The 23,310-nt window shown below is 44.4% G+C and carries 16 protein-coding genes; 10 read left to right on the top strand and 6 right to left on the bottom strand.

All coding sequences use genetic code 11. The annotated features are described in order from the left end of the window. The first annotated feature begins 4 nt into the window (after nt 1-4). The gene (locus tag DES35_RS07550) at nt 5-610 is read left to right on the top strand and encodes a Maf family nucleotide pyrophosphatase (RefSeq protein WP_037358211.1); all 606 of its coding nucleotides are present in this window, start codon (nt 5-7) and stop codon (nt 608-610) included. Then, nucleotides 603-1,301: a monofunctional biosynthetic peptidoglycan transglycosylase gene (mtgA, locus tag DES35_RS07545; RefSeq protein WP_185714354.1), complete on the top strand. Its 699-nt coding sequence runs from the start codon at nt 603-605 to the stop codon at nt 1,299-1,301. The genes DES35_RS07550 and mtgA overlap by 8 nt, the downstream gene beginning before the upstream one ends. On the opposite strand, the gene DES35_RS07540 is transcribed toward mtgA, so the two are convergent. Together DES35_RS07540 and DES35_RS07535 are read right to left on the bottom strand one after the other, a co-directional pair. Further along, complete coding sequence (locus DES35_RS07540; RefSeq protein ID WP_037358209.1) at nt 1,298-2,128, bottom strand: hypothetical protein; 831 nt, start codon at nt 2,126-2,128, stop codon at nt 1,298-1,300. The genes mtgA and DES35_RS07540 overlap by 4 nt on opposite strands. Further along, a complete protein-coding gene (locus tag DES35_RS07535; protein ID WP_114366269.1) occupies nt 2,125-3,642 on the bottom strand; it encodes a GH3 auxin-responsive promoter family protein in 1,518 nt (505 codons plus the stop codon). Before DES35_RS07535 ends, DES35_RS07540 begins: the two co-directional genes overlap by 4 nt. Nucleotides 3,643-3,715: 73 nt before the next feature. On the opposite strand from DES35_RS07535, the gene DES35_RS07530 reads away from it, so the two are divergent. The 8 genes from DES35_RS07530 to hemB all read left to right on the top strand — a co-directional run bounded on the left by DES35_RS07530 (nt 3,716) and on the right by hemB (nt 18,783). Further along, the gene (locus DES35_RS07530; RefSeq protein WP_235183063.1) at nt 3,716-4,483 is read left to right on the top strand and encodes a DUF2797 domain-containing protein; all 768 of its coding nucleotides are present in this window, start codon (nt 3,716-3,718) and stop codon (nt 4,481-4,483) included. A 759-nt stretch (nt 4,484-5,242) separates the two neighbouring features. Beyond that, nucleotides 5,243-5,827, top strand: coding sequence for a Holliday junction branch migration protein RuvA (gene ruvA / locus DES35_RS07520; protein WP_037358201.1), 585 nt, complete (start codon nt 5,243-5,245; stop codon nt 5,825-5,827). A gap of 6 nt (nt 5,828-5,833) precedes the next feature. Continuing rightward, on the top strand, nt 5,834-13,111 hold the full coding sequence (gene sov, locus DES35_RS07515; RefSeq protein WP_114366268.1) for a T9SS outer membrane translocon Sov/SprA: 7,278 nt from the start codon (nt 5,834-5,836) through the stop codon (nt 13,109-13,111). A gap of 9 nt (nt 13,112-13,120) precedes the next feature. Next, entirely contained in the window at nt 13,121-13,369 is a 249-nt protein-coding gene (xseB, locus tag DES35_RS07510) for an exodeoxyribonuclease VII small subunit (RefSeq protein ID WP_037358199.1), read from the top strand. A 2-nt stretch (nt 13,370-13,371) separates the two neighbouring features. Further along, the gene (gldA, locus tag DES35_RS07505) at nt 13,372-14,289 is read left to right on the top strand and encodes a gliding motility-associated ABC transporter ATP-binding subunit GldA (protein WP_037358198.1); all 918 of its coding nucleotides are present in this window, start codon (nt 13,372-13,374) and stop codon (nt 14,287-14,289) included. Between the two features lie 61 nt (nt 14,290-14,350). Continuing rightward, a complete protein-coding gene (locus DES35_RS07500; protein ID WP_051889269.1) occupies nt 14,351-16,375 on the top strand; it encodes a dipeptidyl-peptidase 3 family protein in 2,025 nt (674 codons plus the stop codon). Nucleotide 16,376: 1 nt separating this feature from the next. Then, nucleotides 16,377-17,435 (top strand): DUF1972 domain-containing protein, encoded by a 1,059-nt coding sequence (locus tag DES35_RS07495; RefSeq protein ID WP_051889268.1) that lies wholly within the window; start codon nt 16,377-16,379, stop codon nt 17,433-17,435. Between the two features lie 367 nt (nt 17,436-17,802). Next, the gene (gene hemB / locus DES35_RS07490) at nt 17,803-18,783 is read left to right on the top strand and encodes a porphobilinogen synthase (protein WP_037358190.1); all 981 of its coding nucleotides are present in this window, start codon (nt 17,803-17,805) and stop codon (nt 18,781-18,783) included. Here hemB and DES35_RS07485 read toward each other — a convergent pair. Genes DES35_RS07485 through DES35_RS07470 form a run of 4 tightly spaced genes read right to left on the bottom strand, consistent with a single transcriptional unit; the run spans nt 18,780 to nt 23,287 of the window. After that, complete coding sequence (locus tag DES35_RS07485) at nt 18,780-20,162, bottom strand: NAD-dependent succinate-semialdehyde dehydrogenase (RefSeq protein ID WP_114366267.1); 1,383 nt, start codon at nt 20,160-20,162, stop codon at nt 18,780-18,782. The two genes, hemB and DES35_RS07485, sit on opposite strands and share 4 nt — an antisense overlap. Next, on the bottom strand, nt 20,144-21,250 hold the full coding sequence (locus tag DES35_RS07480) for a M14 family metallopeptidase (protein ID WP_037358188.1): 1,107 nt from the start codon (nt 21,248-21,250) through the stop codon (nt 20,144-20,146). The genes DES35_RS07485 and DES35_RS07480 overlap by 19 nt, the downstream gene beginning before the upstream one ends. An 8-nt stretch (nt 21,251-21,258) precedes the next feature. Beyond that, nucleotides 21,259-22,095, bottom strand: a complete 837-nt coding sequence (locus tag DES35_RS07475) for an aminotransferase class IV (protein ID WP_160171970.1) — start codon at nt 22,093-22,095, stop codon at nt 21,259-21,261. Nucleotides 22,096-22,132: 37 nt separating this feature from the next. Next, entirely contained in the window at nt 22,133-23,287 is a 1,155-nt protein-coding gene (locus DES35_RS07470) for an exo-beta-N-acetylmuramidase NamZ family protein (protein WP_114366362.1), read from the bottom strand. Nucleotides 23,288-23,310: the final 23 nt, after the last annotated feature.

Below are 23,310 nucleotides of genomic sequence, written 5' to 3'. Positions count from 1 at the left end.
AGCTATGAAATCCATGTTAAAAGACTACCAGCTGCTGCTCGGCTCGGCAAGTCCGCGCAGACATGAGTTGATCTATCTGATGAATCTGCCATACCGAATAGTGAAAATGCGTGTAGATGAATCTTATCCTCTACATCTTAAAGGAGCAGATATAGCCGAATATCTCTCCAGAAAAAAATCAATGGCATATTTTAAAAATCTCACGGATAAAGAAATTTTAGTAACGGCCGACACCATTGTATGGCACAAAGACGAAGCTCTGGAAAAGCCAGAAAGCCGGCAAAACGCCATAGAAATGCTGCATCGGCTTTCAAATGACTGGCATCAGGTCTTCACAGGAGTCACACTGGCTCACCTCAGCCTGCAGACCACCTTTTCTGTGTGTACAGAGGTATATTTTGAGACGCTTACCGATGAGGAAATTGAGTTTTACGTAGATGATTACAGACCTTTTGACAAAGCTGGAGCATATGGCATGCAGGAATGGCTGGGAGTGGTAAAGGTGAGCAAAATCAAGGGCTCATACACCAATGTGGTGGGCCTGCCTACAGCGGAGTTGTATATACAGCTCAGGAATTTTATTCGCTCAATTGACAGTGAGAATGATTAAAAAATTTGCCAGGCTGATATTTCAGATTATTGTATCGTTTTTTCTCCTGACCAATGCGCTGGTGATCTTGTACAAATTTATCCCCATACCCGGTACCCCTCTCATGTTGATCCGGTCCATTGAATTTGCAGGTAGTTCTTTGCCATTGCAGTACCAATGGTCCAAAGCTTATGAAATAAGTGAATACGCTTATCTGGCCGCCATAGTGTCCGAAGACCAGAATTTCTTCAAACACTCTGGTTTTGACTTCCAGGCCATGAAAAAAGCTTTGGAAAATACTAAAAAAGGGAAAAAACTCAGGGGAGCCAGTACCATCACTCAGCAATTGGCTAAAAATCTCTTTTTGTGGCCCGGAAGAAGCTGGTTCAGAAAAGGTTTGGAAGCGTATTTTACAACATTGTTAGAATTTTACTGGCCAAAAAAAAGAATACTTCACACCTATCTGAATGTGATTGAAATGGGAAAACACATTTATGGAATAGAAGCTGCTGCCCGATATTATTTTAGAAAACCTGCAAAAAATCTCACCAGAGAAGAAGCCTCGCAAATCATAGCAATTTTGCCTAACCCCCGCAAATGGAGGGCTCAACCACCAGGCCCCTACGTAGCCAGACGGTCACAATGGATTCAAAAACAAATGAAAATGTTTGGCGGTACTCAGTATTTGCATCTAAATGAATGCTGCTACTAACCCGGGAAGAGGGCTATCAAAAGGCCTTTGCCCTCAAAATGGAGAAACATCAACTGATTCTCCACTCTGATGGATTTTACTGGCTCTTTAAAGGGCAGTTCGATTCTCCTGATGAAATTGACAGTAAGGCCTGAAATAAGAATGTTTCTTCCATCCAGCCCAATCAATTTCCGGTCTTTCACCTGTACGGACTTCAAGTTTCTGACAGCCACATTTTTCACAAAATTTCCAAAGACATCAAAAACCATAAGGCCGGTCTCAGGTGCATAAATATACAAACCCGTGGCATCGCTTTGCAAGTATACAGGTGTATTTTCCTGTCCGAGCAGTTGAGTTAAGTTTTGAGTTGAAAACTCAATGCTTTCAAGCCTTGGATTGTAGAGCATTACCTGGTCCAGGACCTGGTCGTAGAGCCAAATACGATTTTGAGTAGTCATTGAGGCAAGTTGGACATCCATCAATCCAATATCTTCTAATTGAAAAGCTTGCTGTATTTTATTTAATTTATTATCCAATAATATCAGCTGATTGAACGGTTGGTATCGCACCAGAATCCTCATCGGGTTAAAGGCGTCTACTGAAGCTACCCGACCAAGAGGCGGTTCAGAAAAACTAATGGTTAGTCCCTGAGATTGCGGATATGGTGCTATCTTTTTTATTTCATTTTCGTAAATTAAATACACATTTCCCAGATTGTCTGTGGTAAAAGTTTGAAGCTCCAGATCATCTATCCAAAGTATTGTATCAATACCCTCGGCATATGGGCTTTGAGAATAGGATGTACCTATGGAGAGAAGGCATACTACTAGTGGAGTAATTGTCTTCATTTCATCAGGTTTAGCAATTCGTCCAGTAAGACCCTGTCGTTTTTAAGTTTAGGAACTTTATTCTGGCCTCCAAGTTTATTTTTACTTTTAAGCCAATTGTAGAAGAGTTGGTCGGGTGCCTGATGAACAATGGGAGCTTTAAGCGTCATATCTTTATACCTTTTGGCATCATAGTCCGAATTAAGTCTTCTCAATTCCTCGTCAAGAATAGTGCAGAATGCAGCAAAATCCCGAGGTTTTCTCTCAAATTCGATGATCCATTCATGAGCACCGCTGCCATGTCCGTCAAAATAGTGTGGACCAGCAGTGAAATCCCTGACCTCAGCTTGCGTTTCAAGACAAGCCTTTCGAATGGCCCTCTCTGCGTTATCAATCATGAGCTCTTCCCCAAACGCATTGATATACAGTTTCGTTCTGCCGGATATCGAAAATCTGAGAGGCTTGGTTTCAGAGAAAATAATGGTGTCACCTGGCATATACCTCCAAAGTCCGGCATTGGTTGATATCACCAATGCATAATTGACACCGGTCTGTGCTTCCCAGATAGGTATTATATGCTCTGCAGCTCCATCAAGTTTTTCCACGGGTATCAATTCGTAAAAAATCCCGTAGTCAAGCATTAGCAATATTGCACCCGGCTCTTTGAGGTCCTGAATTCCAAAAAAGCCTTCAGACGCGTTGTATGTCTCAAGGTAATGCACTCTGTCGCCCGGAAACAATTTCTGAAACGCATGGCGGTAGGGCACAAAGCTGACTCCACCGTGAATATACAACTCCATATTGGGCCAAATTTCATGTAGATGGCGCACACCAGTCTTTTGGATAATCCTTTGAGCCATCACATAAAGCCATGATGGTACACCTGCCATGCTGGTGACATCCTGTTTGATGGTTATTTCTATTACTTTTTCAATTTTCTCCTCCCAATCGCTGATCAGGGCAATCTCTTGATCCGGAGTAGAGCGCCACTGTACCCATGCAGGAAAGTTTTTAATCAATATAGCGCTCAGATCACCGGAATAGCTCCCGTTGGCTTCGTTGATAAACTGTGTGCTACCTCCTATTCTCAGACTCAACCCATGAAATAACCTGCTCTCCGGAAAAAGGCTGAAATATATTCCCAACATATCCCTGCCTGCTTTGTAGTGGCACTCTTCCAAAGCATCTATACTGACCGGGATGTATTTGCTCCGGTCGTTGGTGGTTCCTGATGATTTGGCAAAATAATTTACCTCTCCGGGCCAGAGTACATTATGCTCACCTCGCTTGGCCCGGGCGATATACGGTTCTATGTCTTCATATTGTACAATGGGAACATTTTTGCGAAAGTCTTCATAGGATCCGATTTTTTGAAATTGATGTCGTACACCATAATCAGTATATTTTGCATTCTCAACAAGTTCTTTGAGTACTTTACGCTGAATTTTCTCCGGAAATTCTTTAAAAAACTCAATTTCATCGAGCCTCCATTGTAAATTCCATTTCAACACATTGTTTATTAAAGATTTCAGCATGCACTATCTAATTTTACCGTGTGTAAAATTAAGGAAGTATTAATGTATGATATCATCGGGATTTTTACATAAAATGGCTGTTTATCAGGATAAACCTGTCAAATATTATCTCAATACTGAAGAAGATTTGTTCTTTCTTAACGAGCTTATGGGCCGGAAATTCAAAATTACGTACTTAGGCGATATAAAGTGCTTTTGTGGCAAATTGGTAAATAATGTATTTCGGATGAATTTCTGCTACAATTGCTATTACACATTGCCTGAAGCATCAGAAGCCATCCTAAAACCAGAATTGAGCAAAGCGCATCTGGGCATCGAAGAAAGAGACCTGGAATCTGAAAAAGCATACCAGCTGCAACCTCATACAGTTTATCTGGCCATATCCGGAGGTTTAAAAGTGGGTGTGACGCGGACCTCCCAGCAAATCACAAGGTGGATAGACCAGGGCGCCATTAAAGCATTGCCAATACTCCATACTTCCAACAGGTATGAGGCCGGTGTATGGGAGGTAGAATTGAAAAAAATTTTTTCAGATAAAACTGCATGGAGAGAAATGTTGAGATGGAACGACCCAGATGTAGATTTACTTGCTGAAAAAAACAAAATACTGGAAACTTTCAGGGACAGACAAAATGAATTTCTTGACCATTCAGAACTATTTACTTTTGAGTATCCTTCTTTGGAAAAACCAGATAAAATCACTACAATAAACATCGAAACCAAAAAGTCAGTAGAAGGAATACTTACTGGCATCAGAGGCCAATATTTAATACTTGACAACAACAAAGTGTTTAATATCCGGACGTATGAAGGAAGGCATGTTGAGATAGAAATCACATAATGTTTGATCTAAATTTATATGAATGCCGTATAAACAAATTTTACCCACAAATATTCCCTTTTTTCTCCATTTATAAATATTTTTTACTTAAAGGATAATGGTACACACCTGCTATTAGATTCACTTATTGAGATTGTTGTCCCTTACTACAGAAAAATTTTAATCTTCTCAAATGGCCTGGCAGAAATATCGAAGATTTACGCAATCTAATGCATTTAAAAATTAAAAAAATATTTTGAACAAAGTCCTCTTTATCGCTTTAGAAGTATGAGTTTTTCTTTTTTTGAAAATTACATCAGATATATAATCCGATTAAGTGAAATGAATCAGCCGTATCCATTCAGATACAGACCACCAAATAATAAGGATGCCCTAGTAGGAAAGGATGGAAAAGCAGAGTGTCTTTTGAATGAATGCGGTAAAAAACTTACAATGTTTTGGATTATCCCAATGACTTCATGCATAGGCAAGCCATATCAATTAAGACAATTTCCTGGATGGAAGAAATACAAATGCTTATCAACTTTCACACCTTATAATCTGACTAAGAATTCTATGCTGGATAAAGTAAGAATCTTCACTTCCTTTCAATCTTAGGCTGAAAAGAGAGTTTGTCACTCAGGTTCTGTATTGTACGCTTTAAAAAATTGGTTTAAGAGTTTTTCGGTTTCAAAGTACCTACTTCAGCCATACCTTCTGATTCAGCTACTACCACATGATTGCTTTACATTTGTCGGCAATCGATTTCTGCAAATAATAATGTATTATTTTCTGGAAGGCATAGTTGAAGTACTAACTCCTACATACTGTGTGCTCAACTGCAATGGAGTAGGATGGCAAGTTCAGATAAGTGTTTTCACTTTTGAAAAACTCAAACAGGGAGAAAAACACAAGCTTTACACTCATTTTATCGTACGCGAAGACGCTCACATTATGTATGGCTTCAAAGACGAGGCCGAACGCATCCTTTTTCAACTGCTTATCACGGTATCAGGGGTAGGAGCCAACACAGCCCGATTGATCCTGAGCCACCTCAGATCAGACGAGCTGCTCGATGTGATTTCCTCCTCCAATGTGGCCAGACTAAAAGCCGTCAAAGGCATAGGGGCAAAGACAGCAGAACGAATCATCGTGGACCTGCGCGACAAGGCTGGGAGCGCATTCGAATCCTTGCAAATCAAAACAATTTCATCAAATAATAAAGCCGCTAAAGACGCGTTATCTGCTCTAGAGGTTTTGGGCTACCCAAGACCTGTGGCCGGTAAAGTGATAGAAAAAATAACAATTGAGAATCCGGATTTGGATGTTGAGGGAATAATAAAATTAGCGCTAAAGAATCTGTAGAGAAGGGTGAAAATTGCAGAAAATTTTGGGAAATTTCTGGCTATACTTGTTTTTTCGTTAGTCCTTTCCTCCTTTAAAATCCCCTATTTTTTTTCCGGAAGTGCGTCTTCAAAAATTGCTGTAAAAGCCATCACAGATACTACCAAAGACTCTACCCGATACAATCCAAGGAGCCCATCATCGCTCAACCTGAAAGACCCCGCCAATTTCAGAACAGAGCTCGACTATGACCCGGTCAAAAACCTGTACATCGTACGACGTCTGATAGGAAACACAGTTATTGAAACACAGTACTTTACACCTGAAGAGTACAAGAAAACATTTTTTGAAAAAGAAGACCAAAAGTACTGGACAGAAAAATCGGGAAGCGGGAGCGGACTTCGCGATCGAAATACCGGAGGTGACCCGCGCGACAATGCGTCGGCACTATTGCCTTTGATCGAAGTAAAAGGAGAGACGTTTAAAAACATCTTTGGGAGTAATACCATTGAAATCCGCCCTCAAGGTTCGGCCACGCTCACCCTTGGCGGGAGATTTCAACGGTTGGAAAATCCCATGATACCTGTCCGTAACCGCCGTACCTTCAACCTTGTCTTTAACCAGCGCATCCAAATGAACGTAAACGGGCGCATCGGTACCCGGCTAAATCTCGGATTTAATTACGACACCCAGGCCACTTTTGCCTTCGACAACCAAATCAAAACCCAATTCACCGGCGAAGAAGATCAAATTCTGAAAAAACTCGAGTTTGGCAATGTAAACATGCCGCTCAACAGTTCATTGATTACTGGTGTGCAAAGCCTCTTTGGCATCAAGGCACAAATGCAATTTGGTAAAACAACTGTTACTACCGTCTTTTCGGAGCAAAGGAGCCAGACATCCTCCATCAATCTGCAAGGGGGCGGTGCTGTACAGGAATTTTTCATTCAGGCAGATCAGTACGAAGCCAACAGGCATTACTTTCTATCCCATTATTTCAGAGCCAACTACGAAAGATTTTTGAACAATCTGCCCGTCATTACCTCTCCTGTTCAAATCACCAGAATTGAAGTATGGGTCACCAATCGAAGAAATGTCACAGAAAATGTAAGAAATATTGTTGCCTTTATGGACCTTGGAGAGGCAGATATTGTGGATTGGGCTTACAGAAACACCCAATCCGGACCGGCAGGACCCGACATCTTCTCAGGCACAATAGACAGGAGAGACCCTGAACTGCCTCACAACCAAATGAATAAACTTAACCCCACCATTTTGCAAAACGAATACCCCGGCATTCGAAACATTGCCCAGGCTAATGCATTGCTCACCCAGGCAGGATTTGAACCCGGTATCGATTTCGAAGACCTAACCAATGCACGCCTCCTTTCACCTAATGAATATACTTTTCACCCACAGCTCGGGTACATTTCTCTAAACCAGGCCCTCAACCAGGACGAAGTGCTGGCAGTCGCCTTTCAATACACTGCTAATGGAAAGACCTATCAGGTCGGTGAATTTAGCAACGATGGTGTATCTCCACCCGCTACCCTTGTACTGAAATTGCTCAAAGCCACCCTGCTCAATGTACGCGTGCCTATCTGGCATCTGATGATGAAAAATGTTTACTCTCTTAACGCATTCCAGATTAATCCTCAAGACTTTAAACTCGATGTGCTCTATTGGAACGATGAGACCGGCGTGCCCATCCCCTTTCTGCCAGAGGGAAATCTCCGAAATGAACTGTTGCTTCGTGTAATGGGGCTCGACCGGCTGAACAACAACAACGACCCCTTTCCCGACGGATTTTTCGACTTCGTGCCAAATGTGACCATTAATCCACAAACAGGAAGAATTTACTTTCCCGTGGTGGAACCCTTCGGGCGGCATCTGGCTTCAAAACTCGAAAACGATGAACTAAGGCAGCGATACGTCTTTCAGCAGCTCTACGACAGTACACGGTTCAGAGCACAGGAGATGACCAAACTCAATAAATTTTTTCTGAGAGGAAGGTATAAGTCGGCATCAGGCAGCGAAATACAACTGAATGCCATTAACATTCCGCGAGGCTCCGTATCCGTGACTGCCGGTGGAGTAAAACTCCAGGAAGGCACACAATACACCGTAGATTACAACCTTGGGCGTGTGAGGATACTTGACGAGGGCATCATCAACTCTGGCTTACCCATAAGAGTGGACTTTGAAAACAATGCCCTCTTTGGTGCGAATGTGAAATCCTTTGCCGGAATCAACGTAGATCACCGTGTAAGCGAACATTGGAACATTGGCGGTACCCTTCTACACCTGAGAGAACGTCCGTTTACACAAAAAGTAAATCTAGGCTTCGAACCCATTGCCAACACCATCTGGGGACTCAATACCCAATACAGTAAAGAAGCTCCCATCCTTACAAAACTCGTCGATGCACTGCCCTTTATTTCCACCAAAGCCCCATCAACCATTAACGCCCAGGGAGAATTTGCACAGCTGATACCCGGCTCCCCCAGAGCTATTAAATTAGACCGTGAAGAAACCACCTACATCGATGATTTCGAAAGCTCACAAACACTCATCGACATACGAAACCCCATGCGATGGCAATTGGCCAGTATACCCTCCGGTCAGAGCGAACTCTTCCCTGAAGCCGAACTCAACAACGACATTCGAATCGGCTTTAACCGGGCAAGGATCGCCTGGTACACCATTGATCCCCTGTTCTTTCAGGCCAACTCCCAGACCCCGGCCAATGTGCGTGCCGACCGGGTCATGCGGTCCAACCATTACATGCGCGAAATCCTTGTAAAGGAGGTTTTCCCCAACCGAAGGCTCGACCCGGCCATGCCTCGAAACATTCCCACTCTCGATATCGCCTACTATCCCGAAGAAAGAGGTCCCTACAACTTTGATGTAGAAGGAGAACCCGGTATTTCGGCCGGACTTAATTCAGATGGAAAGCTCAACAATCCGCGCTCCAGGTGGGGAGGAATCATGCGCGAACTGCTCACCAACAATTTTGAGGAACAAAACATTGAATTCATCCAATTCTGGTTGTTGGATCCTTTTCTGGAAGATCCCACGCTCAAAGGAGGTGACCTCTACATCAACCTGGGCAATATCTCAGAAGACATTCTGAAAGATGGCCGCCAGGCATTCGAACAAGGACTTCCGATCGATGGCAACTTTGCACAACTTGATTCCACCGCCTGGGGCTATGTACCGAAAATTGTTCCTCAGGTACAAGCCTTTAACAATGAACCCGGAGCCAGGGAAGTGCAAGACGTCGGTATGGACGGCCTCAATGACGAATTAGAGCGACAATGGTTTAAACTGAGAAATCAAACCTTCCTGGAGCGCTTAGCTGCGCAATTTGGAACGGGTTCGGCAGTATACAATGCCGTATTCAACGATCCGGCAGCCGACAACTACGAGTTCTACCGCTCAAACAATTACGATAATCTGCAGGCCGATATTCTCGAGCGGTATAAAAAATGGAATAATCCCCAGGGCAATAGCGACATCTCTCAGCCCGATGGTTACCCAAATACTGCTACCAACCGCCCTGATATGGAAGATGTAAACATGGACCAAACCCTTCAGCGCTCGGAGACCTACTTCCAGTATCGAATTTCCATCAGACCTCAAGACCTGCAAGTTGGCCGAAATCACATCACCGATGTGTACCAGACCACCACAGATGTATTGCCTGACGGCAGCCGAAAACCCGTAACCTGGTATCAGTTTAAGGTTCCGATTTTTACGCCCGACAAAGTAATAGGTCCTATCAGCGACTTTAGATCCATCCGATTCATTCGCTTGTTTTTGCACAATTGGGAAAATCCCATCGTTTTGCGCTTTGCAGCCTTTGAGCTGGTAAGGGGCGAATGGCGACGATATCCTTTTTCCCTGAGCGGCATGCGCGACGACCTGGCCAACGACGACAGCGATGGCACCCTATTCGAAGTAAATGTTGTAAACCTGGAAGAAAACGGCCAACGCGTACCCATCAACTATGTATTACCTCCGGGTATCGAGCGGCAGGAACTCTTTGCCACCTCTTCTATCCAGCAGCAGGATGAACAATCCCTGGCCATCAGGGTCTGCGACCTCAAAGATGGCGACGCAAGAGCCGTATTCAGAAACCTGGCAATGGACATGCGTCTTTACAAAAGGTTGAGGATGTTTGTACATGCCGAAGCCCGGGACCTGACCAATCCCCTTCGAGACGGGGACCTCACCGCCTTCATCCGCCTTGGAGCCGACTTTAGCCAAAACTACTACGAATATGAAATCCCACTGGTCGTGACCCAATGGGGAGAGGTCGACCCAAGACAAATTTGGCCACTCGAAAACGAATTTGACATTGACCTGGATGAAATCAGAAAAATCAAACTCGAGCGTGACAGAGCAGGAGTGCCGCTGCAAACCCGCTTCACAGTAGATAGAGGTGGACGAAAAATCACCATCGTAGGTGTGCCCAATCTGGGCAATGTACGGACCATCATGATAGGTGTCAGAAATCCCAAAAAACAACTCGGTGACCCCAATGACGATGGCCTGCCAAAATGTGCCGAAATCTGGGTAAACGAACTTCGACTCGGCGGGTTTGACAATCGTGGAGGATATGCAGCCGCCGGAAGGGTAAATGCCCAACTGGCCGATTTTGCCAACATTACCCTTACAGGAAATTATTCCACCGTAGGCTTCGGGTCCATCGACCAAAATGTAAACGCCAGAAGCAAGGAAGAAATCATTGCCTACGACCTGCAGTCGAACTTTGAGCTTGGGAAGTTTTTTTCTGAAAAAGTACGGCTGAGAATTCCCATGTTCTTTGGCTATGCCGAAGAATGGCGCAATCCCATGTTCAACCCACTCGACATGGACATCGAATTTCCCGATGCACTTAGAAATCTAGAAACCAACCGCGAACGCGATTCCCTGCGCCGAATTGCCCAAACCTATACCCTTAGGCGCGGTATCAACTTTGCCAATGTTCGAAAAGAACGCACCAATACCAAGCGAAAACCCCAGTTGTACGACATTGAAAATTTTGCACTCTCCTATTCATTCAATGAAATTTATTTCCGAGATATCAACACCGTTTCTGATGTAAGGCGGGATTACAAGGGCGCACTCAATTACAATTATCAGGCACAGGTAAAGCCAGTCGAACCCTTCAAAAAAATCAAATTCCTCCAAAACAAGCACCTGGCATTGATCAGGGACTTTAATTTCAACTACATGCCTTCGCGCTTCACCTTTAGAACCGAGCTCTGGCGTATCTACAACGAAGCCGAAATGCGCAACACAGACAATCCAACTTTCAGACTTCCTACCACTTACCAAAAGGCTTTTACCTTCAACCGCATCTACGACCTAAGCTGGGATCTTACCAAGGCCCTAAGAGCTGATTTTCAGGCGCGCATGTTTACCCGTGTGGACGAACCCGATGGCCCATCGACAGCTGACTCCGTAAGAAACGCCATCCGTGAAAACCTCCTGGCCGGTGGAAGACCTACCAACTACCACCACACATTGAATGTCAACTACGACCTGCCATTTGGCAAAATACCACTGCTTAACTTCATAAACGCCAGCGTACGATACACAGCCGATTACGACTGGATGTCGAACTCCCTGCTCGCCCTCACAGCCGTAGACAACGACTCCCTCAATTTGGGCAACACCATCCAAAACTCCCAAAGTTGGCAAGTAAACGGACAGGCCAATCTGGTCAATTTCTACAATAAAATTAAATTTTTCAAAGAAGCAAATCAGATTAAACAACCCCAAAGACCAGGTCAGCAAAGGCCCAATATACCAGCCAATCTGCGCGGGAATACCAACCAAAACCCATCCGAAAAACAACAAGAAGAAGATAAGGAATCTGTCTTGAGGAAATTTGCAAAGACATCAGCCCGAATTCTTATGACCGTCAGAAATGTTGGAGGAGGCTACACTCTGACCAGAGGAACCCTGCTGCCCGGATTCATGCCACAGCCTGAACTGCTGGGCCAGCAAGGGAGAGCTCCCGGACTAGACTTTGCCTTCGGCTCACAAAAAGACATTAAACCCCTGGCCGCAGAAAATGAATGGATCACCAAAACCCCATTGCTCAACAATCAATTTTCAAATACCTTAACCGAAAACCTCAACCTACGCGCCACTCTGGAACCCATCAATACCTTTCGAATCGAACTCACCTCACAACGAAACAGCACCTTCAATCAAAACGGATTTTTCCGGTTCGATGCCACAGCTTTCGATTATCAGGTGCAAAACCTTTTTCAAATGGGTACTTACACCACCTCGTTCTGGGCTTTTCGCACTTCCTTCGAAAGGATTAGAGGTCCTGAGTTTCGCAGCGATGTGTACGAGCGATTCCTGCGATACCGCGAAGATGTTTCTTTAAGACTGGTAAATCAACGGCAACAAACAGACCCAACTTATAATCCCACCTTTATCGACAATCCCGATACCTCTGCCTACGGATGGCAAGGCTACAGCTATGCTTCACAGGATGTATTGATACCGGCTTTCATCGCAGCATTTGCAGGACTTGACCCAAAAACCATTGACCTGGACCCAAGATTCAGCCGGAATTCCATCCCACTGCCCAATTGGCAGCTTACTTATGACGGGCTCAACAAGATTCCCTTTTTCAACAAACACTTCACCAACATCGCCCTCCGCCACGGCTATACGGGCACCTATACCCTTGGCAATTTCAACACAAATCTCATCCTTCAGCAGCGATTGGAAGACGGTGAACCACCCATCAACGAAAATGGAGATTTTCTGCCTGAATTCCAGATCGCCTCAGCTACCATCGTAGAGCAATGGTCGCCACTGATTGGCTTTAATGTACGAATGAAAAACTCCATGACCCTCAGAATCGATTACAAAAAAGACCGGATGCAAAACCTCAGTCTGGCAAACAATCAGCTGACTGACTCCCGTGGAAATGAAATTGTCGTAGGAGCAGGATATGTAGTCAAAGATGTTAAACTCCAATTTGTCAGTCTGGGCGAAACCGGTCGTAAACCACAAAGCAACCTGGAACTTAGAGCCGATGTGTCGATCCGTGATAATCAGGTCATTATTAGAAGAATCGTAGAAAGAGTTGACCAAGTAACAGCCGGCAGTCGCATCACTACCATTAAGGTATCGGCCGATTATGCCATCAGCGCCCGCGTGAATGCAAAAGTGTTTTATGACCAGATCATCTCCACCTATAAAACTTCCAATGCCTTCCCCACTTCCAACACCAATGTGGGAATATCAATTCGCGTAAATTTGGCTCAATAACCACGCCCGATGGAAAACACACAGAAACAGACTACCTTTTCAGAAGCAATGGATCAGCTGCACGACATCGCTAGTCAACTGGAAAAGGACGATATCGACCCAGACCAACTGGTAGAACTGGTGCGCCAAGCGGAAACCCTGATCAAATTCTGCCGGGATAAACTCTCTGAAACGGAAGTAACCGTTCAGGATATCCTCAATAGACTGCAGGAAGCAGAAAATGAAGGGCAGGAAATCACCACCAACGATATCCCTTGATTATGTCACTTGAAGTAAAAAACATTTCAAAACTATATGGCACTCAAAAAGCCCTGAATGAAGTTTCGTTTTCCATATCAAAGGGAGAAATCGTAGGATTTTTAGGACCCAATGGGGCTGGAAAAAGTACCATGATGAAAATTCTGACTGGTTTTATTCCACCAACCTCCGGCACGGCACTAATCGACGGACTCGATATATCCACTCATAGCCTGACCGTCAGGCGAAAAGTAGGTTATTTGCCTGAACACAACCCCCTGTATTTGGACATGTACGTTAGAGAATTCCTTCAGTTTATGGCCGGAATCACCGGCGTCTCAAAAGCTCGAGTCGATGAAATGATCGAAAAGACCGGCCTCACCCCCGAAGTAAGCAAGCGAATCGGCCAGCTGTCCAAGGGATATCGGCAAAGGGTAGGACTGGCACATGCACTGCTTCACGACCCAGAAGTGCTTATCCTCGACGAGCCAACTACCGGTCTTGATCCCAACCAAATCGTCGAAATCCGCCGTCTGATAAGCGACCTAGGGCATTCGAAAACGGTAATGCTTTCCACCCACATCATGCAAGAAGTAGAAATTCTCTGCTCCAGAGTCATCATTATCAATAAAGGAAAAATCGTAGCCGACACTTCTACAGAAAACCTACGAAAAGCCTCCGGCCGACAAACCCTGATCGTAGAGCTGGAAAAAGAAGTATCAAATGCATGGTTCAAAGCCATCGATGGCATCACTCGGGCCAGACGCGAGGGCAAGCACTGGATCATAGAGGCCCCTGCTCAGGTCGATGTCCGCAAGAACATCTTCGAACAAGCAGTGCGGACAAAAAATGCCATACTCAATATTCAGCAAAGGGAAACTAAAATTGAAGACATCTTCAGAGAACTTACCAAAGTTTTGCCCGCACAAGAATCCACATAACCGTACCACCCCCTCCGCCAAGCTTTTATACAATCCATGTCGAATTTAAACCGCATCTCTGATGGTAGCTAAAAAAATTACCTCCGCATTTGTTTCCACAGCCATAGCTCTTCAAAGCTGCAACACCAATACACCAACTCAAAACTCCATGACAGATGACTTTCAGTGGGAAGCAGAACGCTTCGCAGATATACGCATTCTTCGATACCAAATCCCTGAATTTGACAGCCTTTCAGTCAATCAGAAACTTCTGGTATACTACCTCGTGCAAGCCGGCTTATCAGGGCGTGATATCATCTACGACCAAAACCACCGCTACAACCTCACGCTACGACACTGCTTTGACAAAATCATATCCGAGTTAGACAATACAGAAACTGACCCCCAGTGGAGCGCATTTGAGGAATATGTCAAGCGCTTTTGGTTTTCCAATGGAGCACATCACCACTACTCCCACCAGAAATTTCAGCCCGGCTTTTCCAGGGATTATTTTCTTACACTTCTGAAAAAAACCCATCAGAGCCTGCCCGAGGATGTTCTGGAATTTATTTTCAATCCAAATATTGAAGCCAGAAAAGTAGTACGCGACGAGGGCAGCGATCCGGTACTCGAAAGTGCAGTAAATTTCTACGAGCCTGGAATCACCACTGCAGAAGCCGAAAATTTTTACAAAGCAATGATGAAACCCGATGACCCTACTCCACCATCGTATGGATTAAACAGCAAACTGGTACGCCTACCTGATGGCTCTCTGGCAGAAAAGATCTGGAAAGTAGGCGGAATGTACGGCGCAGCTATTGAAAAAATCGTTTATTGGCTTGAAAAGGCTACCGAAGTAGCTGAAAATGAAAAACAAAAAAAAGCTCTCCAACTTCTGATCGAGTATTACAAAACCGGTGACTTGCGCATATGGGACCAGTACAACATTGCATGGGTGCAAGCCACCGACGGCGCCATTGATTACATCAACTCGTTCATTGAAGTGTACAACGACCCCATAGGCTATAAAGCCAACTATGAATCCATAGTACAAATCGAGGACTTTCAGGCGACAAAAAGAATGCGAGTACTTTCTGAAAACGCCAACTGGTTTGAGAAAAACTCTCCCATTGACCCGATCTTCAAAAAAGAAAGGGTAGTAGGCATCTCTTACAGAGTGGTACATGTAGCAGGAGAGGCCGGTGATGCATCGCCGGCTACCCCCATCGGAGTGAATCTGCCCAATGCAGATTGGATCAGAGTACAATACGGCTCCAAATCCGTAAGCCTTGGCAATATCGAAGACGCATATGAGAAAGCCGGTTTAAAACCTATATTGGAAGAATTCTGCTTTACCACCGCTGAACTGGAAAGAGCACTTAAATATGGCGGTCAGGCTTCAAAACTCCATACCGCCCTGCATGAAGTCATTGGCCATGCTTCAGGCCAGCCAAAACCTGGAATAAACGATGCACGCGAAAGGCTTTCCCTTTACTACTCCACCATCGAAGAAGCCCGCGCAGACCTTGTAGCACTGTACTTCATTACCGACCCATACCTGTTACAACTAGGATTGATTGACTCCCCCGAAATAGGAAAAGCAGAGTACGACAGCTATATCAGAAACGGTCTTATGCTTCAGTTAAGAAGACTAAAACCTGGAGAACAACTTGAAGAAGACCATATGAGAAACCGGCAGCTCATAGCCAAATGGCTCTATGAACATGGAAAGCCAAACAACATAATTGAAAAAAAATCCCTCAACGGCAAAACGTATTTCATTGTAAACGACTATAATGAAATGCGCAACCTCATCGGACAACTGCTACGCGAAATACAACGCATCAAAAGCGAAGGCGATTTTGCTGCCGCAAAAAGACTTGTAGAATTGTATGGAGTAAAAGTAGACCAAGAACTGCATGCAGAAGTCCTGCGCAGGACGGAGGCCCTGAATATTCCGCCTTATGCCGGTTTTATTAATCCTAAGCTCGTTCCTGTAGAGCTCAACGGAAAAATTGTTGACATCAAGGTTGAATATCCTACATCTTTCAAGGAGCAAATGCTGGAGTATGGAAGACAATACAGCTTCCTTCCTTTGACCAATTGATATGGCAAGAATAGCCATTCTTGGAAGCAGAGGGATCCCCAATGCATATGGAGGATTTGAATGGCTGGCAGAAAAGCTCGCCCTTTACTTTTCTGCATCAGGCCATCAGGTGCTTGTCAGCCGGTCTTCAAGACATCCCGATAAAGACACTTCAGCGGCCAATCTTGACATTGTAAACATCTTCGACCCTCCGATAGGAGCAGCAGGCCAGTTCATATACGACCTGCTTTCAATAATGAAAACCAGAAAGTGGAAACCTGATGCCATCCTGCTTTTGGGCTATACCAGTTCAGCAATTTGGAGCAACCTGTTACCTGGTAACTGCCAGATAGTCCAGCATATGGACGGCCTTGAGTGGAAAAGAGAAAAATACACGGCTCCGGTCAGACGTTTTTTGAGATGGAGCGAAAGAACAGCGGCATCAGCAGCTGATATTTTGATAGCGGATCATCCGGTGATTCATTCCTATCTGACAGAAAAATATCCTTTGGCACAAATTACCTACATCGCCTATGGCGAGGATGACACTTCCGTGACTCCGAAGCCTCCCGAGCACTGGAAGGATCGTATCTTTGATTTGGTAATGGCACGACTTGAACCGGAAAATCAAATTGAAACCATTATAAAAGGCTGGATTCAAGCAAATAGCCCGGCAGAACTGATCATCGCCGGTTCTACCGATACCAACCATGGAAGATTTCTCAAAAAAAAATATTGTCAGACTCCGAATATTCAATTTATTGGCAGTGTTTTCAAAAAGGAGCATGCGCTATGGCTGCGAAAAAATTGCAGGTATTATCTCCATGGTCACTCGGCCGGAGGTACCAATCCTTCATTAATACAGGTACTTTCCCATCATCGCAGGGTCCTGGCACACAGAAATCCCTTCAACCAATATCTTGCTGATATGTACGGTTTTCCAACATTCAGAAATGCAGACGAACTTTCCCATCAGTTGCATCTGGATCCGCCCAAGGGCATTCCTGTGCTGAGAGCTGAACATCAATGGAACACTATTTACAAGCATTATGAAAAAATACTGCTCCGGGAGAGAATTTAAAAAAAACCTTTTTCAGAAACAAAAAGTAAAGGCATCAGCTGCTTCGTGCCTTCAGCAGTCAGAGTTGGATTTTTGAGAAAAAATTCAATCCACTACACAAATTTCAACTACTCGAGAGATCCTCTGAAAAAATTTCAGATTAAAAATATAAATTCCTGAACACCTCGAATCGATGAGGCCGAACCTTGCCGCTTGAAACATCCATAAAAATCTGGCAAACGCGTGTCCGCAGGTTTTGGTCGTTGTTTCAGCATACGTACAGGTTGCATATGTATCGAAAATTATTTTAACCTTTTGATTGCTTCACAAGGTAAAAAACCAATAGAATTTAATAAAGACATTTGCCTGTCACTAGTAATAACTCCCTATGCATCTCCACAGAAGAAACCGAACGCTACGCAAAAACGAAAGTATAAGGAAAATGGTAGAAGAAACTACCCTCCGAACAGAAGACTTTATAGTACCTATGTTTATTATCGAAGGACATAGGAAAGAGGAAGACATTCCATCCATGCCCGGATATAAGAGATATACGCTCGATGTAGCTGTTGAAATGGCAATAAAATACCGGAATCTGGGTTTGAGAAGCGTTTTGCTTTTTGTCAAATGCAAGAATGAACTAAAAGACAATACCGGAGCAGAAGCGTTGAACCCGGAAGGCCTGATGCAGCGAAGCATCCGCGCTATAAAGACTGCCGTACCTGACCTGGTGGTGATGACCGATGTAGCGCTCGACCCTTACAGCACGTATGGCCATGACGGAATAGTGGCAGATGGTGAGATTCTAAACGATCCAACAGTGGAGGTATTGGCTGAAATGGCTGTATCGCATGCAGAAGCTGGAGCTGATTTTGTCGCACCTTCCGATATGATGGACGGAAGAGTAGGAGCCATACGCAGAGCATTGGAACAGTCAGGCCATACCAGGACCGGTATTTTGGCATACTCAGCCAAGTATGCTTCTTGCTTTTACGGTCCGTTTAGAGATGCCCTCGACAGTGCGCCGGGTTTTGGTGATAAAAAAACCTATCAGATGAATCCTGCAAACCGAATTGAAGCTATAAAGGAAGTGCTCGACGATGTGAAGGAAGGTGCCGACATTGTGATGGTTAAACCAGCTGTACACTATCTGGATATAATAAGGGAAGTCAAAAATCAGGTTCATGTACCCGTAGCTGCTTACCACGTGAGCGGAGAGTACAGCATGATCAAAGCCGCATCTGAAAAAGGCTGGCTTCACTATCAATCAGCTGTGCTGGAAGCTACTCTTGCTATCAAAAGAGCAGGTGCCGACCTGATCGCCAGCTATTTTGCCCCGGAAATAGCCGGTTGGCTTCAGGAGCGTTAATTGTTGTTGACTACTACGGTTTTTATGTTCACAAAAGACAGCAATCCTTCTTTGGAAAGCTCCCGTCCATAGCCACTGTCTTTTACACCACCAAAGGGGAGTCTGGGATCCGAATGAATCCACTCGTTGATATAGACAGCACCGTCCTGAAATTTTGGAATAAGCTTGCGAGCACGTTCTATGTCATTGGTAAATATTGCTGTTCCTAGTCCGTAAGAAGTATTATTGGCAAGATTCACTGCTTCCTTTTCATTCCGATAGGAAATAAGCACCGCCACTGGTGCAAAGAGTTCTTCATCAAAAGCCGCCATTCCGGGCTTTACATCTGTGAGTAGAGTTGGGGCAAATAGAGTACCTGATCTGCTGCCACCTGTCACAAGCCTGGCTCCGGCCCTCAAACTCTCTTCCACTTGGCGCTCTGCCAATTCTGCCAGGTCAAGTCTTGCCAACGGGCCGATTTGCGTATCAGCAAGCAAGGGGTTGCCAGTTTTTAATTTTTTTATCCTCAGAGTCAGTTCTCTAGTGTAGGCATCGTATTTTTCAGCGGGTACCAGTATTCGCTTGGCAGATATACAGCTTTGTCCGGCATTCATAAAGCGAGCATTTACAGCCTGGTCGGCTACTTTAGTTATGTTGGCATCTGGCAAGGCTAATAAGGTATTGCTTCCTCCCAGTTCCAATACCGATGGCTTTAAATATCGCCCGGCAAGGGCAGCTACTGCCCTGCCCGCCCGAGTACTACCTGTAAGCGACACTCCTGTGATCTCCCTTTTTGCTATGAGGTTTTCTACCTGCGATGTGTGAATAAAAATGTTGTTGTAAACACCTTGCGGAAATCCTGCTCTAATAAAGAGCTGCTGCAGCATCAAAGCCGACCGTGGTGTATTAGGGGCGTGCTTTACTAATACAGTATTGCCAGCCACCAGAGTAGGTATCGCAAATCGGATCACCTGCCAAAAGGGAAAATTCCAGGGCATAATTCCAAGAACAACGCCTGTAGGCTCGTAGTGGATTTCAGCCTGCCGACCTGGTTCAAGGGAGACTTTCCTGCCCTTCAAATGAGCAGTACTGTGCTCTATATAATATCTGCAGGCCAATGCACACTTTTTGACTTCAGCCACAGCTTCTTTCAGAGGTTTACCCATCTCCAGGGTAATGATTTGGCCATAATGCTCCGATTCGTTTTCCAGTAGCTGAGCCAGGTTTTCGATGTGCTTTAATCGCTCTTTCAGAGAAGTTTTTCTCCATTTTCGGGAAGCTTCCGCAGCCTTGGCGATGACCTCTTCAAGTTCGGAGGATTTCAGCAGTTCAAACCGTGCATATTTCTCGCCGGTGAAAGGGTTAATACTTTCAAATGAATTTAAATCGTGGTAAACCATTGATGCCAGCTTTTGGGAAGTTTGTCAATGTACAGAAAATCTCCTGGACTAAACAATTGAAAAGATATGGGTTCTTCAGATTTCAAATCAACCTCCTTATAACCGTATATCATATCTAAATCCCCGATTTCGTCTATCATCCACCTCCATTGGTTTTGATCTGGTAAATATTTTCCAGTACAAGCAATGTCAAAAGTAATCTCACCAGATGGTGACTGCATTCTGACATTTCTGATTACCAAATCTCTGAGATCCTGAGCATTGACGGGTAATGTTTGATAGAGGTTTTTATGGCCTGTGTCTTTGGTAAGGAGGTCTTCCAGGCAAAAGAGTAAAAATTTTGTCATCAGATTTCGGGCAAAAATCCGGTGAGGGTCATTGTAATAACCACCTGCCTCCACCAAAATCGCTGAAATACCGCGATCTGTGCACCATTCGCCCATAGCCTTTGGATAATATTCGTCGCTAAATCTGGCCACGTATCGAATCTCTTCGACTGTAAACCTCTCCAATGCGGCTGAAATCAGACGGATGGAATGCTTTCTTGCTTCAAGCCCCTTTGTGGTGATGGTTGACGGAGCCAACAGAGAAAGTGATGCCGGTAAGGATGAGCGCCCTACACTGAAAATATTCCGCTGGTCGTGAAGATTAAAAGCCAATGCCGTAGAGCTCTCAAGTGCTTTTTTAAGAATCTCCATTTCGGGAGATATGGTTTTCAAACCTTCCCGGTTCAGGTCTGAGCCCAGAGCATTGTAGCGCGAAAATCGTTGAGCTCCATCAGGGTTGAGCATTGGTAAAAAAACAAGGGTGTAGTGTTTTTTCAATGCTTCAAATAGTGGTCTTTCGCGGCTTAGGTAAGTCAGCAAATCACTCAGGGCGTATGTACCTGTCGCCTCATTGCCATGCATTTGAGACCAAAATACGATTTTTTGGCTTCCATTTCCTGCTGAGATACAATAAATTGGTCTTTTTTCGATCGAAAACCCCCGGTCAATGGACCAATCGTTGTTATCGGTAAAAAAATGTTGAAGCCAGGCATACCACCTTTCCGGCGTGAGGTGTATATGGGATGAGAGATTGCTGATCATCTTCTAAGTCAAAATGAAAGGTCAAAGGTGTCCTGTCTGGCCAGTTCATTCAGCAAGCGAAGGGCTGCCAGGGCTTTGAGGGTAGAATATTCTTTGCTTCTGTATTGATGTACGGGTACAATACCCACTATCGCATTGGTGAGCCAGAGCTCATCCGCTTTCAGCAAGTCAAATGGAGTAAGATCTTTTTCCACAGCCTTAAGACCAATGTCAGGTAACGCTTTTAAAAGTCTTTGTCTGATTACTCCTCTCAATGCACCTGAGGTGAGAGGTGGTGTTACTACTTCTGTCCCATAAAGTGCAAAAAGATTGCTTTTGGAAGACTCCACCACTTGTTTTGCGTCGTTGATCAGCAGCGCATCGTACAGACCGTTTTCATCGGCAAAAATGGACGCCATCACATAAAGCTGACTTCCGATTAATTTTAAGTTGGACAACAAATTGGCAGGTTTGAAAATATCTCTGTAAATATCTACAGTTACTTTATTTTCCGGGGCCTCATATTCATCGGATATGAGTCGATGGCATGTGATTAAAAATTCGGGGTCATGCACATCTGGTAGATACCTGCCTCCCGGCTTACGCCACACGGTCAGCCGCACTCTGGCCGGTTGTTTTTCCAGATGATTGGCTTCTAGTGTTTCATGTATTTGATCACGAAGATATTCAGGAGTCCAATGCACGGGTATTCTGATCCGGATAATTCGCAGTGAGGCCATAAGCCTGAAATAGTGATCTTCCCAAAAAAGCAACTTTCCGTAGGAATACCTAATCGTTTCAAACACACCGTCGCCATAGAGCAATGCCCTGTTATCCACTGGGAGTTCAATCTGTTTTGATTCCAATAATGATCCGTTGAAATTATACACCATTTGCAATCGTCTAATCCGGATAAAGTAAATACTTATTTCTGATTCTTGCGTATTGCTCTAAATCACTTCTCCAGCTGTCTCTGATTTCAGAAGCCTTTTTTCCGGAGAGCAGTTGTTTGCGTAGTTGGTCAGTACCGGCTAATTTGTCAAAAAATGCATTGAACAATTTTGGGGGATTCTCATGCAGTTCGACAGTTGCAATCAACCAGTCAAGGTAAATAAACTCGGCTTGTGCCATGAAGTTTTCAGCAAAAATTTTCACATCAAAACCTCTGCATTTTTGACCTTGATACGGTGGATTAGTCGCACCTGCTCTGGATTCGGGAATGAAGTAATAATCGCCTTCGGAGAAAAAGGGAGCTCCAAAAACTTCAAACGGCTTCTCTGTTCCCCTTCCAACGCTCACCTGAGTCCCTTCAAATAAACAAAGTGAAGGATATAAAATCATGGCTGCTTTGGTACGCAGATTCGGCGATGGCGGAATGGGTGGAAAATAACGGATCTTTCGATGATATCCTTTGATTTTTACTACGGTGAGATCCGCTTTCATCCCGCCTTTCAGCCATCCCTCTCCATTGACCATCCGCGCATACTCTCCGATCGTCAATCCATATACTATGGGGACGGGATGAAGACCTACATATGACTCAAATCCCGGTTTAAGAACTGGTCCATCAATATAATGAGCATGAGGGTTGGGCCGGTCAAGTACAATGATTGGCTTTTTGTTTTCGGCACATGCCTCCATCAGATAGGTCAGTGTAGAGATGTAGGTAAAAAACCTCACTCCCATGTCTTGCATATCGAAAAGCACAAGATCAATTGATTTCATCTCCTCGGCTGTTGGTTTTTTCTTGTTGCCGTATAACGATATCACAGGAATGCCTTTATACTCAGAATCAACGATTTTTTCTCCTGCAGATGCCATGCCCGATAGCCCGTGTTCAGGAGTGAAAATCATTACAGGTTTTAGGCGTTTTTCTAATAAAAAATCAATCAAATGAACGCTATCGAGTACTGAAGCATGGTGTGCTGCCACAGCAAATTTCTTCCCATACAACAACGGCAACCACTCCGAACCCTGATAAATTCCCGACAGGGGTTGTGAGCGTCCTAAACCCATTCCAATTAAAATAAAACAAATGGCTAAACAAACTTTATTCATAACTTTTGGAATGCTGCAAGGAA

The organism is Schleiferia thermophila, assembly GCF_003337435.1.
GTDB lineage: Bacteria > Bacteroidota > Bacteroidia > Flavobacteriales > Schleiferiaceae > Schleiferia > Schleiferia thermophila.
Note: the sequence above shows the minus strand (reverse complement) of the source record. Positions and strands in the feature narration are given on the sequence as shown.